Here is a 16,859-nt window from a genome sequence, read left to right as displayed (position 1 = left end):
GCGAGAGTGGCGGGATGGGAGCGCCATCCGAGCCCGCCACCGTGATCCGACGGCCCCGTATCGTGCGGAACCTCTCGGGGTCGTCGGCCGCCGAGCAGTTCGCCGTCGTCGCGATCGTCACGATTCTGGTGACCCGCGCCTATCTCGAGGCCACCGGCTATCCGCAGGTCGGTGGGGGAGACCTGCACATCGCGCACGCGCTGTACGGCGGTGCGCTCATGATGATCGCGCTGCTCGTCGGCTGGGCGCTCATCGGGTACGGCGCGCGGGTCTTCGCGATCGCCGCCGGCGGTGTGGGATTCGGATTGTTCCTCGACGAGGTCGGCAAGTTCGTCACGAAGGACAACGACTACTTCTACGCACCGAGTGCCGAGATCATGTTCGTCCTCGTCGTACTCGTGATCGTCGGGGGGCGTGCGGTGCGCGATCTGCGCCCGCTGAACGCCGTGGAGATGCTCGCGTCCGCCAACGCGATCGCGACCGAGGGGCTCGCGCACGGTCTGGCGGACTACCGGCGCGAGACCGCCCACACCCTGCTCACCCGCTCGGCGGCCGCGGGAACCGACGCCGCATCGATCGCGGCCGTCCGCGCGCTCGTCGACGCGGCACCGCAGGCCGGCGACCGACTGTACCGGGTGCACTGCTGGACGCGCGATCACGTCGAACGGTGGTTCACGAGTCCGCGCTGGGTGCCGATCCTCGGATGGCTCATGGTGGCGAGCGCCGCTGCCGGACTCGCGCTGACGGTGCTCGGCGTCGTGGTGGGGCGCCTCTACATCGACGATTCTGCGGCACCCGAGTTCGCCGGGGTCTCGGTGGCTCAGATCCTGTCGGGGATCGTCGCGGTCGTCGTCCTGTCGTTGGCGCTGCCCGCCCTCGTCGCGCGCCGCAGGACGCGCGGACTGTGGCCGTTGCGGATGCTGCGAATGGCAGCGCTCGTCGGCCTGCTGCTCAACGCGTTCATCGATTTCGCGACGGAGGGCTTCGGCGCCCTCCTCGGCGTCGCGACGGGGCTGTTCTCGCTCGCGGTGCTGTCGCTGCATCTGCAGCGAGCACTCGACGATCCCGCGACGACGGTGAGGTGAGACCGCCGGTGACGTGAGCGGGCGTCAGTCGCGCCGCCGCACCGAGTTCTCGACGAGGTCGAGGACCGCGGACAGGTCGGACGACGCATTGCCGGCCGCGAGCCGGGCGATCAGGCCGTCGAGCACGAGATCGAGGTACTCGACGAGGACGTCCGTCGGGACGTCGTCACGGAGGCGATCCGCCTCCTTCTGTGCGGCCAGGCGTGCGATGGTCGCGTCGGTGAGCTCGGCCGAACGTTGCGACCAGCTGCGGCGGAACTCGGGGTCGGTGCGGAGCCGCCGCGCGATCTCGAGCCGCGTCCCGAGCCAGTCGAAATCTTGGGGGCTCGCGAGCATGTCGCGCATGACCTGGACGAGACCGCCTTCGGCGACGACGTCGGCCATCCGCCGGGCGTCCTCGTGCGCGAGGGCGAGGAACAGCCCGTCCTTGTCCTTGAAATGGTGGAAGATCGCGCCGCGCGAGAGCCCGGTCGCCTCTTCGAGCCGTCGCACCGTCGCGCCGTCGTAACCGTATTCGGCGAAACAGCGCCGAGCGCCGTCGAGGATCTGGCTGCGCCGCGCCGCGAGGTGATCCTCACTGACCTTGGGCACTGATTCGCTCCTTCGTCGCTCGTGAGCGACTTTCCGGTGTGGGGGCCGGAAAGTCGCTCACGAGCAGGGCCTCAGTTGCCCTTGATCATGTTGCGCAGCACGTACTGCAGGATGCCGCCGTTGCGGTAGTAGTCCGCTTCACCGGGGGTGTCGATGCGCACCACGGCGTCGAACTCGACGGTCTCGCCGCCGTCCTTCGTCGCGGTCACCTTGACGGTCTTCGGCGTCTTGCCCTCGTTGAGCGCCTCGATGCCCGAGATGTCGAAGACCTCGGTGCCGTCGAGATGCAGGCTGTCGGCCGACTCGCCCTCGGGGAACTGCAGCGGGATGACGCCCATGCCGATGAGGTTCGAGCGGTGGATGCGCTCGAACGACTCGGTGATGACGGCGCGCACGCCCAGCAGGCTCGTGCCCTTGGCCGCCCAGTCACGCGAGCTGCCCGAGCCGTACTCCTTGCCGCCGAGGACGACGAGCGGGATGCCGGCGTTCTGGTAGTTCTGCGACGCGTCGTAGATGAACGCCTGCGGTCCGCCGTCCTGCGTGAAGTCGCGGGTGTAGCCGCCCGAGACGTCGTCGAGGAGCTGGTTGCGCAGCCGGATGTTCGCGAACGTGCCGCGAATCATGACCTCGTGGTTGCCGCGGCGCGAGCCGTAGGAGTTGTAGTCCTTGCGCTCGATGCCGTGCGAGTCGAGGTACTGCGACGCGGGCGTCCCGACCTTGATGTTGCCGGCGGGCGAGATGTGGTCCGTCGTGACCGAGTCGCCGAGCTTCGCGAGCACGCGCGCACCCTTGATGTCGGTGACGGGCTCGGGGTTCTCCGGCATGCCCTCGAAGTACGGCGCCTTGCGGACGTACGTCGAGTCCTGATCCCACTCGAAGGTCTTGCCTTCGGGGGTCGGGATGCTGCGCCAGCGCTCGTCGCCCTTGAAGACGTCGGCGTAGCCCTTCGTGTACATCTCCTGGTTGATCGAGGACGAGATGGTGTCCTGGATCTCCTTGGCGGACGGCCAGATGTCCTTGAGGAAGACGTCGTTGCCGTCGGTGTCCTTGCCGAGGGCGTCGTGCTCGAAGTCGAAGTCCATCGTGCCGGCCAGCGCGTACGCGATGACGAGCGGCGGCGACGCGAGGTAGTTCATCTTCACGTCGGGCGAGATGCGGCCCTCGAAGTTGCGGTTGCCGGAGAGCACGGCGGTCGCGGTGAGGTCCTCGTCCTGGATCGCCTTGCTGATGGCCTCGTCGAGCGGACCCGAGTTGCCGATGCACGTCGCGCAGCCGTAGCCGGCGAGGTAGAAGCCGAGCTTCTCGAGGTACGGCGTCAGGCCGGCCTTGTCGTAGTAGTCGGTGACGACCTGCGAGCCGGGCGCGAGGGACGTCTTGACCCACGGCTTCGACGACAGGCCCTTGTCGACGGCGTTGCGCGCGAGCAGCGCGGCACCGAGCATGACCGACGGGTTCGACGTGTTGGTGCACGACGTGATGGATGCGATCGCGACGGCGCCGTGGTCGAGGACGAAGTCGCCCATCTCGTCGCTGTGGACCTTGACGGGCTTGGAGGGGCGGCCCTCGGAGCCGTTCGCTGCCGACTGCACGTCGACGGCGTCGTCCTCGGCGAACGAGAGCGCGGCGGGATCGCTCGCGGGGAACGACTCCTCGATCGCCTCGTCGAGCTCGGTCGACGGCGCCGGGTGGTTCTCGCCGACGTAGTTGTGGATGTCCTTGCGGAACGCCGTCTTCGCGTCCGACAGCAGGATGCGGTCCTGCGGGCGCTTCGGGCCGGCGATCGACGGGACGACCGTCGAGAGGTCGAGCTCCATGTACTCGGAGTACTCGGGCTCACGCTCGGCGTCGTGCCACAGGCCCTGCTCCTTCGCGTACGCCTCGACGAGCGCGAGCTGCTCGTCGCTGCGGCCGGTGAGGCGCAGGTAGTTCACGGTCTCGTCGTCGATCGGGAAGATCGCGGCGGTGGAGCCGAACTCGGGGCTCATGTTGCCGAGCGTCGCGCGGTTCGCGAGGGGGACCTCGGCGACGCCGCCGCCGTAGAACTCGACGAACTTGCCGACGACGCCGTGCTGACGCAGCATCTCGGTCACCGTGAGGACGACGTCCGTCGCCGTCACACCGGGCTGGATCTCGCCGGTCAGCTTGAAGCCGACGACGCGCGGGATGAGCATCGAGACCGGCTGGCCGAGCATCGCGGCCTCGGCCTCGATGCCGCCGACGCCCCAGCCGAGCACGCCGAGGCCGTTGACCATCGTCGTGTGCGAGTCGGTGCCGACGCAGGTGTCGGGGTACGCCTGGCCGTTCCGGACCATGACGGTGCGCGCGAGGTGCTCGATGTTGACCTGATGGACGATGCCGGTTCCGGGCGGGACGACCTTGAAGTCGTCGAACGCACCCTGGCCCCAGCGCAGGAACTGGTAGCGCTCGCCGTTGCGCTGGTACTCGATCTCGACGTTGCGCTCGAACGCGTCGGGACGGCCCGCGACCTCGAGGATCACGGAGTGGTCGATGACCATCTCGGCGGGCGAGAGGGGGTTGACCTTGTCCGGGTCGCCGCCGAGGGCCTCGACGGCCTCGCGCATCGTCGCGAGGTCGACGATGCAGGGGACGCCGGTGAAGTCCTGCATGATCACGCGCGCGGGCGTGAACTGGATCTCGACGTTCGGGTCGGCGCTGGGATCCCAGTTCGCCAGGGCGTCGATGTGGTCGGTGGTGATGTTGGCGCCGTCCTCGGTACGCAGCAGGTTCTCGGCGAGAACCTTCAGTGCGTAGGGCAGCTTCTCGGTGCCGGGCACGGCCGAGAGGCGGAAGATCTCGTAGGAGTTCTCACCGACCTCGAGCGTGCCCTTGGCGCCGAACGAATCGATACTCGTGCTCACGTCAGCTCCACTCGTCTTCGATGCGCCGTCGACCGGGCTGTGTCGGCGGCGGCGGTCTGCGATGGCCCGTCGAACCGTGCACCGAGGCTGACGGCGCTGGTCGGCGGCGGGTTCCGCATCCTGGACCCAGTTTAACAGTACGCTTGTCCTGTGAAATGCCGGGGATACGCCCCGGCAGCGGTTCGGCGGGAGAGCGCGCGTCGCCGAACCCGGCGCGGGGCGGGGACCGGACCCGACTTCGATCATCACGCACCCGCAGGGGCGAGGGCAAACGTCGGCAGGTGCGGCGCCCGGCGCCCGGCCGCTCGGGCGAACGAGGTTGCCGCCACGCGAACGCCGCGCGAACACGGCAGGGATTCGGACACGACGGGCACCGGGCTCGCGCACCGCCGTCGGCACGTGACGTAGGGTTCATCGGAAGTTTCCGGCCCAGAATGGATGAGAGCGTGACGTTGTCCGATTTCCCGGTCGCATCCGTGCTGCAGGGCGCTTCCTCGCCCGCCGCCACGTCCGCGACGCTCCTGCACGCCGCCCCCGCACGGACCGAACTGCCGGAGGGAGCCGACGTCGACGAGATCCTCGCCGACGTCGCGGAAACCGGCGTGTACGCCTCCTCGTCCGACACCGCAGCCGACCTCGCCGAGGTCGTCGATCGTGCCCGGGACGAGGGAATCGACCTCAGTGTCGTGGTGGTCGACGGCCGCACGGACCGTGATTCGCAGCTGCGCGATCTCGCGACGGACGTGGGTGAGCAGGAGGGCGGCACGGTCCTCGTGCTCGGCCACGATCAGGTCGGCTCGTTCAGCGACACCGTCGCGCGGGTGACGCTCGAATCGGGCCAGGACCACACGTACACCGGCGATCCCGTCTCGGCCGCCGACAACTTCCTCGGCGAGCTCACCGCCCCCCAGCCGCCGTGGGGTCTCTTCGCGGCGCTGCTGTTCCTCGTCGTTGCGCTCGCGTCCGTGGGCGTCGTCGTCGCGAAGGTACGCCGCGCCTCCGCGCCGCGTTCCTGACACCCCGGCGCCGCGTCCCGGAGCGCCCGGCTCACCCGAACCCGCAGCTCATCTGCGCTATTGGCGCGCGCAGTGATTTGTGACTATTGAGCCACGGGTCCACGAATGTGTCGTACGGTGCTCGTGGTGGTCTTTGGGGAAGAAGTCCATCAGGCGGGTGAGCGTGCCTCTCTGTGGGTGGTGTGACGCGCGTGCTGTGGCCTCTTCCTGTCCTGGTCCTCGCATACCGCGGGACTGCGGGCCCGAGGAGGATGCAATGGGACGAACGCGAGGGACGACCGGATCGTGGGTGCGCCGCTGCCGGCGCGCCGTGATGCTCGGCGTGACACTCGTCGCGCTCGTGGCGATCGGGTCCACGGGAAGCGTCGTGGCGGTGCCGCCGCCACCACCGAATCCGGGCGACGACGAGCTCGCGTCGGCGGGCGCGCTCGTGCAGTCGGGTATCGGCGAACTCGGTGCACTGGTCACTCTCGTCGCCGAGGCCGATCAGCAACTCGCACGGCTGGACGACGAGGTGGCGATTCGTCGCGAAGCCGTCAATCGTGCGCTCGTGGACCTGCAGAACGCGCGGGCGGCGGCCGACACGGCGGCCGCGGTGGTGCAGGCGTCGCAGCAGGCGCTGCGCGACGCGACCGCCCAGATCTCGGCGGCGCAGCACGACTTCGACGCGTTCGCCCGCTCGCTGTACACCGGCGGCCCCGACACGTCCTCGCACGCGGCACTGCTCGGTGCGTCGAGCCCCGACTCGGTGCTCGACCGCGCGCAGATCCTCGACCGGCTCTCGCTGGGCCGCGACGCCGTCCTCGACGAACTGCAGCGTGCCCGCACCCAGTCGGCGAACCGCGACTCGGCGGCACGCGCGGCGAAGCAGGAGGCGGACTCCGCGGCGTCGCAGGCGGAGTCGCAGCGCGCCGCGGCCGAGCAGGCGATCGCCTCGGCGCGAGACGCGCTCGCCTCCCAGGCCGACCGCAGATCACGGCTCGAGGGGGAGCGCACGTCCGCGCAGGCGCGCCTCGACGAAGCTCGCGCGGCCTTCGGTGGCCTCGAATCGAGCCGCGCCGCGTACGAGACGTGGGACGAGCAGCGTCGCGCCGAGGAGCAGGCACAGGCCGAGGCCGAGGCGGCGGCCCAGCGTGCCGCGCAGCAGGCCGCGGCACGAGTCGCGGCGAACGCCGCCGCCCGCGAACTCGCCTCGCAGCTCGCCGAACTCGCCGTTCCGCACACCGACCTTGAGGAGTACACCCCGACGCCGCGGCGGTCGACACCGACGACGCAGATCCCGACCGTCACCGGATCCGCGGCGATCGAGACCGTCGTCGATCGCGGAATGTCGCAGCTCGGCGTCCAGTACGCGTGGGGCGGCGGCGACGAGAACGGCCCCACGCTCGGCATCCGCGACGGCGGCGTCGCCGACAGCTACGGCGACTTCGGCAAGATCGGCTTCGACTGCTCGGGACTGATGATCTACGCCTTCGCGGGCATCGGCATCTCGCTGCCGCACTACACCGGCTACCAGTACCTCGCGGGTGAGCAGGTGCCGTCGGCGCAGATGAAACGCGGCGACATGATCTTCTACGGCCCCAACGCGAGCCAGCACGTCGGCCTGTATCTCGGCGACGGGCAGATGCTCGAGGCGCCGCAGTCCGGGTCGGTCGTGAAGGTCTCGCCCGTGCGCTGGGACGGTATGACGCCGTACGTCGTCCGCATGGTCTCCTGACGGGCGCGGCGCGGGCGGTCTGCGGCACACGTGCCGCGGGCCTGGAATAGTGGGGAACGACAGCGGCATGCACGCGCACGTGCCACCCGCTCGGGCGGGGCGCGGTGCGCGGTGGGGCCGGACGGTTTCGGGTGAAAGCGGTGGATTCTTGGCGACGTCAGGCGACGGCACGGTGAGCGGCAGCAACGACGATCGGGACGGGGACGGGGCCGTGTCCGAGGGGGCCACGTCGAGCACGCCGCCGTCCGGATCACCGGACGAGCAGCGGCCGGCCGGGGAACGGACCGCGACGGCGCAGCAGAAGGAGACGGCGCAGCAGAAGGCGGCCGCGGCCGACGGGACCGCACCGAGCGAGACGGGGCAGGCACAGCCCGCCGCGCCGAACCGGTCCGCTCCGTCCACCCAGCCCACCCAGCCAGTTCCGTCCACCAAGCGCACGTCGCCCGCCCCGTCACCGGCGGCTGCCGGGTCCCCGATCGACGTCGCCTCCGACGCGCAGGTGCTCGAACGCGTCGTCTACGAGGTCAAGCGCGTCATCGTCGGGCAGGACCGGCTCGTCGAACGCATCCTCGTCGGCCTGCTCGCGCGCGGGCACGTGCTGCTCGAAGGCGTGCCCGGCGTCGCGAAGACGCTCGCCGTCGAGACGTTCGCCAAGGTCGTCGGCGGCAGCTTCTCGCGCGTGCAGTTCACCCCCGACCTCGTCCCGACCGACATCACCGGCACCCGGATCTACCGACAGGGCCGCGAGGAGTTCGACACCGAACTCGGTCCCGTCGTCGCGAACTTCGTGCTCGCCGACGAGATCAACCGTGCACCAGCGAAGGTGCAGTCGGCGCTCCTCGAGGTCATGGCCGAACGGCACGTCACGATCGGCGGCAAGCGCTACCCGATGCCCGATCCGTTCCTCGTGATGGCCACGCAGAACCCCATCGAGAACGAGGGCGTCTATCCGCTGCCCGAAGCGCAGCGCGACCGCTTCCTGTTCAAGGTCCTCGTCGACTACCCGACGGTCGACGAGGAACGCGAGATCGTCTACCGGATGGGCGTCGCAGCACCGGAACCGCATCGTGTCCTCGGCCCCGAGGAACTCGTCCGGCTGCAGAAGGTCGCGAGCGAGGTGTTCGTGCATCACGCGCTCGTGGACTACGTCGTCCGCGTGATCGCCGCGACCCGCACGCCCGCGCAGTGGGGCCTGCACGAGGTGGCCGGGTGGATCTCCTACGGTGCGTCGCCGCGCGCGACGCTCGGCATCATCGCGGCCGCGCGGGCGCTCGCGCTGCTGCGGGGCCGCGACTACGTCGTGCCGCAGGACGTCCTCGAGGTGATCCCCGACGTGCTGCGTCACCGGCTCGTGCTGTCGTACGACGCGCTCGCCGACGAGGTCTCGCCCGACGACGTCATCGGCCGGGTACTGAGCACCGTCGGGCTCCCGCAGGTCGGCGCGCAGCCCACACCCGCGCCGCAGGCGCAGCCGCAGCACGCACCCGCACCGGCGACCGCCCCCGCGCGCCCGCTGTGACGGAGCGGCCCGCGTGGGCGCCGCCGTCGTTCGACTCCGGCAACCTGCACGATCCGGCACTGTCGGCCGCGCTGCGCACCCTCGAACTCTCGGTGCGGCGCAAGCTGGACGGCGTCCTCCACGGTGATCACCAGGGCCTCATCCCCGGCCCGGGCTCCGAGCCGGGGGAGTCGCGCCCGTATCAGCCCGGCGACGACGTCCGCCAGATGGATTGGTCGGTCACGGCGCGCACGACGCACCCGCACGTGCGTCGCATGGTCGCCGACCGCGAACTCGAGACGTGGCTCGTCGTGGACCTGTCGTCGTCGCTGGACTTCGGGACGGCGGCGTGCGAGAAGCGCGATCTCGCGGTCGCGGGGTCGGCGGCGATCACGTATCTCACCAGCGGCGGCGGCAACCGGATCGGTGCGGTCGTCGCGACGGGCGCGCAGACCTGCCGCGTTCCGCCGCGCGGCGGGCGGCCGCACGCGCAGGAACTGCTGCGGCGCATCGCCACCACACCGCATCCGCCCGAAGGGGTGCGCGGTGACCTCCCGGGCGCGCTCGAAGCGATGCGGCGTCCGCAACGCAGGCGCGGGCTTGTCGTCGTCGTGAGCGACTTCCTCGGGCCGCTCGACTGGGAACGGCCGTTGCGGGCACTGTCGGCGCGCCACGATCTGCTCGCCATCGAGGTGCTCGATCCCCGCGATCTCGAACTGCCGGACGTCGGTGACGTCGTGCTGCACGATCCCGAGTCGGGTGCGACGCGGGAGTTCTCGATCACGGGGCAGCTGCGAGCCGACTTCGCCCGTGCCGCCGCCGCGCACCGCGACGAGGTCGGCCGCGCGTTGCGACGCTGCGGCGCGCCCCGGCTGTCGCTGTCGACCGATCGCGACTGGATCGCCGACGTCGTGCGGTTCGTCGCGTCCCGCAAGCACAGCGGCGGGGCGGCGTTCGGGCCGGGAAGGACACGATGAGCCTCTCCGACTTCCGCAGCCCGCTGTGGCTGCTGTTCCTGCTCGTCGTGGCGGCCCTCGTCGCCGGCTACGTCGTGGTGCAGCGGCGGCGCAAGCGCGACACGCTGAAGTTCGGCAACTTCGCGCTGCTCGATTCCGTCGCGCCGAAACGCAGCAAGCGCTGGCAGCACGTGTCCGCGATCCTCGTCGTCCTCGGTCTGGTGTTCTTCACGGTCGCGCTCGCGGGACCGACGAAGGAACAGAAGGTTCCCCGCAATCGTGCGACGGTGATGCTCGCGATCGACGTGTCGCTGTCGATGCAGGCGACGGACGTCGCGCCGTCCCGGCTGCAGGCGGCCCAGGACGCCGCGAAGTCGTTCGCCGACAACCTCACGCCCGGGATCAATCTCGGTCTCGTCGCGTTCGCGGGCACGGCGTCCGTGCTCGTGTCGCCGACGACGGACCGGGAAGCGACGAAGACCGCGATCGACAACCTCCAGCTCAGCGAGCGGACCGCGACGGGCGAGGCGATCTTCACGTCGCTGCAGTCGATCTCGACGCTCGCGGCCGTCATCGGCGGCAGCGAGGCGCCGCCACCGGCCCGCATCGTGCTGCTGTCCGACGGCAAACAGACCGTGCCCGAAAGTTCCGACGATCCGCGGGGCGGATTCACGGCGGCGCGGCAGGCGCAGGATCAGGGCGTGCCGGTCTCGACGATCTCGTTCGGCACGTCCTACGGCAGCGTCGACATCGAGGGCGACCGGATCCCGGTGCCCGTCGACGATCCGTCGCTCCGCGAGATCGCGAACCTCTCGGGCGGCAGCTTCTTCACGGCGTCGAGCCTCGAGGAACTGCGGCGTGTGTACGAGACGCTCGAGGAGCAGATCGGCTACGAGACGACCCGCGGCGACGCGAGCAGGCCCTGGCTGATCCTCGGTGTCCTCGCGACCGCCGCCGGCCTCACGGTGTCGCTCGTGCAGCGGCAACGGCTACCGTGACCCGCGCCGCGCCGCTCACCCGCACGGCGATCCCGCGATCGCCCGCCGACGACAACCAGATAGGTTCTTGCGCATGGCGAACTCACCAGTAACCGAACGCCCCTCACGCTCCGTCCTCGTGACGGGAGGCAACCGCGGGATCGGTCTCGCGATCGCGCAGCGGCTCGCCGCGGACGGCCACAAGGTCGCGGTCACCCATCGCGGCTCCGGCGTCCCGGAGGGGCTGTTCGGCGTCGTGTGCGATGTGACCGACACCGAGTCCGTCGACCGCGCCTTCGCCGAGGTCGAGGAGCATCAGGGGCCCGTCGAGGTCGTCGTCGCGAACGCCGGCATCACCGACGACACGCTGCTCATGCGGATGAGCGACGAGCAGTTCGAGAAGGTCGTCGACGCGAATCTCACGGGCGCGTTCCGCGTCGCCAAGCGTGCGACCCGTTCGATGCTGCGGGCGCGGTTCGGCCGGTTCGTGTTCCTCGGGTCGGTCGTCGGCATGGCCGGCGGACCGGGCCAGGTGAACTACGCGGCCTCGAAGGCCGGCGTCATCGGCGTCGCCCGGTCGCTGACCCGCGAACTCGGCTCCCGCTCGATCACCGCGAACGTCGTCGCGCCCGGCTTCATCGACACCGACATGACGGCGGCGATGGAGGACAAGTACCGCGACATGGCCGTGCAGGCGATCCCGCTGCAACGGATCGGCCGTCCCGAGGACGTCGCCGCCGTCGTGAGCTTCCTCGCGTCCGACGATTCCGCGTACGTCTCGGGCGCCGTGCTGCCGGTCGACGGCGGCCTCGGCATGGGCCACTGACGAGCGTCCCGGCACCGGACGATCCATCCCCACACCCATTTCGACTTCAGGAGGCACCTCGATGGGCGGACTGCTCGAGGGCAAGACGATCCTCGTCACCGGCATCATCACGGACGCGTCGATCGCGTTCCACACCGCGAAGGTCGCGCAGGAGCAGGGCGCGACGGTGATCATCACCGGGTTCGACCGGCTGCGGCTCATCGACCGCATCGCGAGCCGGCTCCCGCAGCCGGTGCCGCCGGCGCTCGAACTCGACGTGCAGAACCCCGAGCATCTCGAGACGCTCGCCGACCGGGTCCGTGAACTGGCGCCGAACGGCATCGACGGCGTCGTCCACTCGATCGCCTTCGCACCGCGCACGTGCCTCGGTACCCCGTTCTTCGACGCCCCCTGGCAGGACGTGAGCACCGCCCTCGAGGTGTCGGCGTTCTCGTACGCGGCCGTCGCGAAGGCACTGCTGCCCGTCCTCAACGACAACGCGTCGATCGTCGGCATGGACTTCGATCCCGCGCGTGCCGTCCCCTTCTACAACTGGATGTCGGTCGCGAAGGCGAGCCTCGAGTCGGTCAACCGCTACGTCGCGAAGGAGGTCGGCGGCCGCGGTATCCGCTCGAACCTCGTGGCGGCGGGTCCGATCAAGACGCTCGCGGCGAAGGCGATCGCCGGTACGGCGACCGGTCCGGCCAAGCAACTCGACGAACTCAACACCGCGTGGGACGAGCGCGCACCGATCGGCTGGGACGTCGACGACCCGACGCCCGTCGCCAAGACGGTCTGCACGGTTCTCTCCGACTGGCTTCCGGGAACGACGGCGTCGATCGTGTACGTCGACGGCGGCGCCCACGCGATGGCCGGCTGATCGGCCGAACTCCGTAACCCCATCCCACACGGCCACGCGAGACGAGGGCAATCGACGACATGATCGACGCGGTGCTGGTCCTGTCCTTCGGTGGTCCCGAGCGGCCCGAGGACGTCCGGCCGTTCCTCGAGAACGTCACGCGTGGCCGTGGGATCCCGCCCGAACGGCTCGACGAGGTCGTCGAGCACTATCTGCACTTCGGGGGAGTCTCGCCGCTCAACGCCCTCAACCGCGACATCATCGCGCGGCTCGAGGCTCTGCTCGCCGAGGAGGGCATCGATCTGCCGGTGTACTTCGGCAACCGCAACTGGCATCCGATGATCGAGGACACCGTCGCGCGGATGCGCGACGACGGGATTCGCGACGCGGTCGTGTTCGCGACGTCGGCATGGGCGGGATACTCGGGGTGCCGGCAGTACCACGAGGACATCGGCAGGGCGCGTGACGCCGTCGGCGAGGGCGCACCGCACCTGCGGAAACTGCGTCAGTACTACGATCATCCGCTGCTGATCGGCGCGTTCGCCGACGCCGTCGAGGCCGCGGCCGCGACACTGCCCCCGGCGACGCGCGGCGAGGCCCGGCTCGTGTTCACGGCGCACTCGGTGCCGGTCGCCGCGGACGCCGCGGCGGGCCCCGCCGCGGCCGGCGGCCGGCTCTACAGCCGTCAGGTCGCGGAGGCGGCGCGGCTGATCGCCGAGCGCGCGGGGGTCGACGAGTACGACCTCGTGTGGCAGTCGCGGTCGGGCCCGCCGGCAGTGCCGTGGCTCGAGCCCGACATCGTCGATCACGTCCGCGCGCTGCACGACCGCGGCGTGCCCGGTGTGCTCGTGTGCCCCGTCGGCTTCGTCTCCGATCACCTCGAGGTCGTGTGGGATCTCGACACCGAGGCCGCCGACGCCGCGGCGGAGCTCGGCATGGACTTCGTGCGCGCCGCGACCCCCGGCACCGATCCGCGGTTCCCGCAGCTCGTCGTCGAACTGCTGCGGGAGATCCGCGACGGCGCACCGGCCCGCCGGCTCGGACACGAGCCGCAACTCGGGTCGGCGTGCGACGGCGCGGTGTGCGCGGTGCAGTGTTGCGTGCCCGCGGCGCGGCGTCCCGCCCGCACCTGAATCATCAGGCCCCGGCCCGCCCGGTTTCACCCTGCCCGGCCCGGGTATTCGATCGGTGCACTCGCTTCCGGACCGAACGGTGCCCCGTGATTTCCTCCTCCGCACGACCGACCTTGCCGCCGGGCGCCGTCCGCACGGTGGCGGATCTCGCTCGCCGTCTCGGCACCGGCATCGTCGGTGACCCGGCCGCGGCGGGTCTCGCGGTGACCGGGATCGGTGACGACTCGCGCACGCTCGCGGCGGGCGACGCCTACGTCGCGCTGCCCGGCGAGCACCGGCACGGCCTCGACTTCGAGGAGCAGGCCGCCGCCGCGGGGGCGGTCGTCGTCGTGAGCGACCGGCCCGCCCGGACGCTGCCGACGCTGCTCACGGCGACCCCGCGTGCCGAGGTCGGTCCGCTCGCCGCGTGGTTCCACGGATCGCCCTCGCATCGGCTGTCCGTGCTCGGCGTGACCGGAACGAACGGCAAGACGAGCACCGCGCACTTCGTCGACGCGGGACTCACGGCGACAGGAGCGTCGAGTGGGCTGATCTGCGGGACCTGTATCCGCGGCCCGGGCCTCGACGTCGTGCCCGAGCGGACGACGCCCGAGGCCACCACGCTGCAGCGCACGCTCGCACATTTCGTGCGCGAGGGCGTCGGCGCGTGCGCGATGGAGGTGTCGTCGCACGCCGTCGTCCAGCATCGTGTCGACGGAACGCGCTATCACGTGATGGCCTTCACGAACCTCGGCCACGACCACCTCGACTACCACGGCTCGATGGAGCAGTACTTCGCGGCGAAGGCGGCGATGTTCACCCCCGATCGCACCGCGGCCGCCGCGATCGACATCGACGATCCCTACGGTGCACGGCTCGCCGCCACCACGCGTGTCGCGACGTGGACGTGTTCGCTGCGGCATCCCGCCGCCGACGTGTACGCCGACCGGATCGAATGCGACGGGGCCGGATCGCGGTTCGTCGTGCACTCGCCGAGCGGCGACGTCGCCGTCGCGCTGACGACCCTCGGACCCCATCAGGTCGCGAACGCGGTGGTCGCACTCACGGCCCTGCTCGCGGACGGGCGCGACGTCGAGGCCGCGGCCGCCGGCATCGCGGCGATGCACGGTGTCCCCGGACGCTGCGAGCCGGTGTGGGCGGGCCAGCGGTATCTCGCCCTCGTCGACTACATGCACAACCCGCACTGGCAGCGGGCCCTGCTGCCGTATCTGCGGACCCTCGCGAGCGGCCGGCTCATCCTCGTCCTGGGTGCGCGGGGGTGCCGCGATCACACCAAGCGTGCCCCGCTCGGACGTGCCGCGGCCGAGTACGCCGACCTGGTCGTGGTGACGGACGACAGTCCCGAGGACGAGGACCCGGCCGCACTGCGAGCGGCCGTGCTGGCGGGCGCGCACGAGGTGCGAGACCCGCACACGCGGGTCGTCGAGATCCCCGACCGGCGGACGGCGTTCGACGAGGCCGTCACCGCGGCGGGGCCGGGCGACGTCGTCGTGGTCGCGGGCCGCGGCACCGACCCTGTCCAGCGGTTCGGATCGCGTGTCGTCCGGTTCGACGATCACGCCCAGTTGCACGGCGCGATCGTGGCGGACCGGCCCCGAACGCGGTGATCGGCGGGTGGCTCAGGCGGGCGGCGCGGGCCGCCGTGTGCGGGCGCTCGCGTTGATCGCCGCGGTGCGTGCGGTACGGACCGCCGTGCGCAGCGGCCGCAGCTGATGCTCGAGCCCGCGGGCCGAGGCGCCGTCCACACCCTGCGCGCCCGTGACGCCGTCGGCGGCCGTGAGGATCGCGTCGACATGATCGGCGGAGTCGAGGATGCGCTGAGCACGCGGCGGCAAGGACGCCGGCCAGGTGTGCAGCGAGGCCTCGGTCAGTGCCGCGGCGACGGCGCGCCGCGCGGTGTCGGGGGAGTGCGTCACGACGGAGAGCTCGGCGACCGCCGTCGCGGCCGACCGCACGGCCTCCCGCATCGCGTACTCGGCCGCGCCGAGCGTGCTCGTGTCCTGCGCGAGCGGGATCTCGGGGACGTCGTGGACGGTCCAGCGCAGGACGTCCTGCCCCTCGGCTGCGGCGACGATGCCGACTCCCGGCTCGCCGGGCGGCCCGACGAGGACACCGCTGCCCGCACCGAGGGCGGCAGCGGCGAATCGGGTGCCCGCGGGCAGGCCGCGCACGTCGCCCGTGGTCGGCAGCACGAGTACCACCTCGGCGTCCGGGCGGTCCGCCGTCGCGCGCCGCACCGCGTGCAGCAGCGCGGTGACACCGGTGTCGGCGGGCTCGGGATAGGGCAGGCCGGTGCGGCCGGCCGACACGGCGTCCTGCGCGAAGACGATGTGCACGGGCGCCCAGCGCAGCAGCGCGTCGACGACGTCGTCCGGTGCGCTCTCGCCACGGAGCCAGGACGCGCTCCAGGCGGCGAAGGATGTCGCGGGGGTGGTCACGACAATCCAGCATAAGACGGCGTGGCGACACCCGCCGCCGATGCGCCTGCCCTACGGTCGGATGCCGTGAGCGAGAGATACGGCGACATCTTCGCGGGCCACCCCCGCCGCGCCCGGCGCACGGCGCCCGTCGTCGAGGCGCGTCGCGAACTCGTCGTCGAGGACGCGGTGGACGGGTTCTGCGGCGCCGTGGTGGGGATCGAACGCACCTACGACGGTGATTTCGTGCGGCTCGAGGATGCGAGGGGACGCACCCGGCTGTTCGCGATGCGCGAAGCGGCGTTCCTCGTCGACGGCGCGCCCGTGACTCTGACGCGGCCGCGACCGGCCCCGGCGGTGTCGCCGACGCGCTCCGCGTCCGGTTCGACCCGCGTCGAGGGGCTGCGGGCCCGGACGGCGCGCGCGAGTCGGATCTGGGTCGAGGGCGTGCACGACGCCGCGCTCGTCGAACGCGTGTGGGGACACGACCTGCGCGTCGAGAGCGTCGTCGTCGAACAGCTCGAAGGGCTCGACAATCTCGCGCAGCGGCTCGACGAGTTCGGACCGGGACCGGGACGCCGCGTCGGTGTGCTCGTCGACCACCTCGTCACGGGATCGAAGGAGACCGCGCTGACGACCGGCCTCGGCCCGCACGTCATGGTGACCGGCCACCCGTACGTCGACGTGTGGCAGGCGGTACGGCCCGCCTCGGTCGGTATCGAGGCGTGGCCGGTCGTGCCGCGCGGCGAGGACTGGAAGACGGGCATCTGCCGGCGGCTGGGGTGGGGCACGCCGCAGGACGGCTGGCGGCGGGTCCAGGGCGGCGTGACGAGCTTCCGCGATCTCGAGGCGCCGCTCATCGGCGCCGTCGAGCGGCTGGTCGATTTCGTCACCGAGTGACCGGTCGGCATGGCCGTCCTCACACC

General features: G+C 71.2%; 14 protein-coding genes. 11 read left to right on the top strand and 3 right to left on the bottom strand.

Translation table 11 applies throughout. From position 1 onward, the window contains the following. Positions 1-14: 14 nt before the first annotated feature. Complete coding sequence (locus tag RR1_RS03195) at positions 15-1,085, top strand: hypothetical protein (protein WP_051111287.1); 1,071 nt, start codon at positions 15-17, stop codon at positions 1,083-1,085. 24 nt (positions 1,086-1,109) lie between these two features. On the opposite strand, the gene RR1_RS03190 is transcribed toward RR1_RS03195, so the two are convergent. Together RR1_RS03190 and acnA are read right to left on the bottom strand one after the other, a co-directional pair. After that, entirely contained in the window at positions 1,110-1,676 is a 567-nt protein-coding gene (locus tag RR1_RS03190) for a TetR/AcrR family transcriptional regulator (RefSeq protein WP_010839658.1), read from the bottom strand. Positions 1,677-1,747: 71 nt separating this feature from the next. Then, positions 1,748-4,543: an aconitate hydratase AcnA gene (gene acnA, locus RR1_RS03185; RefSeq protein ID WP_174555397.1), complete on the bottom strand. Its 2,796-nt coding sequence runs from the start codon at positions 4,541-4,543 to the stop codon at positions 1,748-1,750. A 458-nt stretch (positions 4,544-5,001) separates the two neighbouring features. On the opposite strand from acnA, the gene RR1_RS03180 reads away from it, so the two are divergent. The 9 genes from RR1_RS03180 (at position 5,002) to RR1_RS03140 (ending at position 15,123) form a co-directional block, all read left to right on the top strand. Further along, positions 5,002-5,571 carry an Rv1476 family membrane protein gene (locus RR1_RS03180; RefSeq protein ID WP_238559062.1) on the top strand — a complete coding sequence of 190 codons (570 nt, stop codon included), beginning with the start codon at positions 5,002-5,004 and terminating at the stop codon, positions 5,569-5,571. Positions 5,572-5,827: 256 nt separating this feature from the next. Next, positions 5,828-7,288, top strand: a complete 1,461-nt coding sequence (locus RR1_RS03175; protein ID WP_040774748.1) for an NlpC/P60 family protein — start codon at positions 5,828-5,830, stop codon at positions 7,286-7,288. 211 nt (positions 7,289-7,499) lie between these two features. Beyond that, a complete protein-coding gene (locus tag RR1_RS03170) occupies positions 7,500-8,807 on the top strand; it encodes an AAA family ATPase (protein ID WP_081634231.1) in 1,308 nt (435 codons plus the stop codon). Continuing rightward, positions 8,804-9,763, top strand: coding sequence for a DUF58 domain-containing protein (locus RR1_RS03165; protein WP_010839664.1), 960 nt, complete (start codon positions 8,804-8,806; stop codon positions 9,761-9,763). Before RR1_RS03170 ends, RR1_RS03165 begins: the two co-directional genes overlap by 4 nt. Next, positions 9,760-10,740 carry a VWA domain-containing protein gene (locus RR1_RS03160; RefSeq protein WP_010839665.1) on the top strand — a complete coding sequence of 327 codons (981 nt, stop codon included), beginning with the start codon at positions 9,760-9,762 and terminating at the stop codon, positions 10,738-10,740. The genes RR1_RS03165 and RR1_RS03160 overlap by 4 nt, the downstream gene beginning before the upstream one ends. Positions 10,741-10,813: 73 nt before the next feature. Then, entirely contained in the window at positions 10,814-11,545 is a 732-nt protein-coding gene (gene fabG1 / locus RR1_RS03155) for a 3-oxoacyl-ACP reductase FabG1 (protein WP_010839666.1), read from the top strand. Positions 11,546-11,606: 61 nt separating this feature from the next. Further along, positions 11,607-12,404, top strand: coding sequence for an NADH-dependent enoyl-ACP reductase InhA (gene inhA, locus RR1_RS03150; RefSeq protein WP_010839667.1), 798 nt, complete (start codon positions 11,607-11,609; stop codon positions 12,402-12,404). Between the two features lie 59 nt (positions 12,405-12,463). Further along, a complete protein-coding gene (locus RR1_RS03145) occupies positions 12,464-13,516 on the top strand; it encodes a ferrochelatase (protein ID WP_010839668.1) in 1,053 nt (350 codons plus the stop codon). A gap of 86 nt (positions 13,517-13,602) precedes the next feature. Further along, entirely contained in the window at positions 13,603-15,123 is a 1,521-nt protein-coding gene (locus RR1_RS03140) for a Mur ligase family protein (protein ID WP_238559063.1), read from the top strand. A 12-nt stretch (positions 15,124-15,135) separates the two neighbouring features. Here the strand turns inward: RR1_RS03140 and RR1_RS03135 are convergent, their stop codons facing one another. Next, a complete protein-coding gene (locus tag RR1_RS03135) occupies positions 15,136-15,954 on the bottom strand; it encodes an Rv1486c family protein (RefSeq protein ID WP_010839670.1) in 819 nt (272 codons plus the stop codon). 66 nt (positions 15,955-16,020) lie between these two features. Here RR1_RS03135 and RR1_RS03130 point away from each other — a divergent pair, with 66 nt between their 5' ends. Beyond that, positions 16,021-16,833, top strand: coding sequence for a DUF3097 domain-containing protein (locus RR1_RS03130; RefSeq protein ID WP_010839671.1), 813 nt, complete (start codon positions 16,021-16,023; stop codon positions 16,831-16,833). The last annotated feature ends 26 nt before the right edge of the window (positions 16,834-16,859 follow it).

Origin of the sequence: Rhodococcus rhodnii NBRC 100604, assembly GCF_001894925.1 — a bacterium.
In the GTDB taxonomy this organism is placed as follows: Bacteria; Actinomycetota; Actinomycetes; order Mycobacteriales; family Mycobacteriaceae; genus Rhodococcus_F; species Rhodococcus_F rhodnii.
The sequence above is the reverse complement of the archived record's forward strand: the minus strand, read 5'-3'. Positions and strand labels throughout refer to the sequence as shown.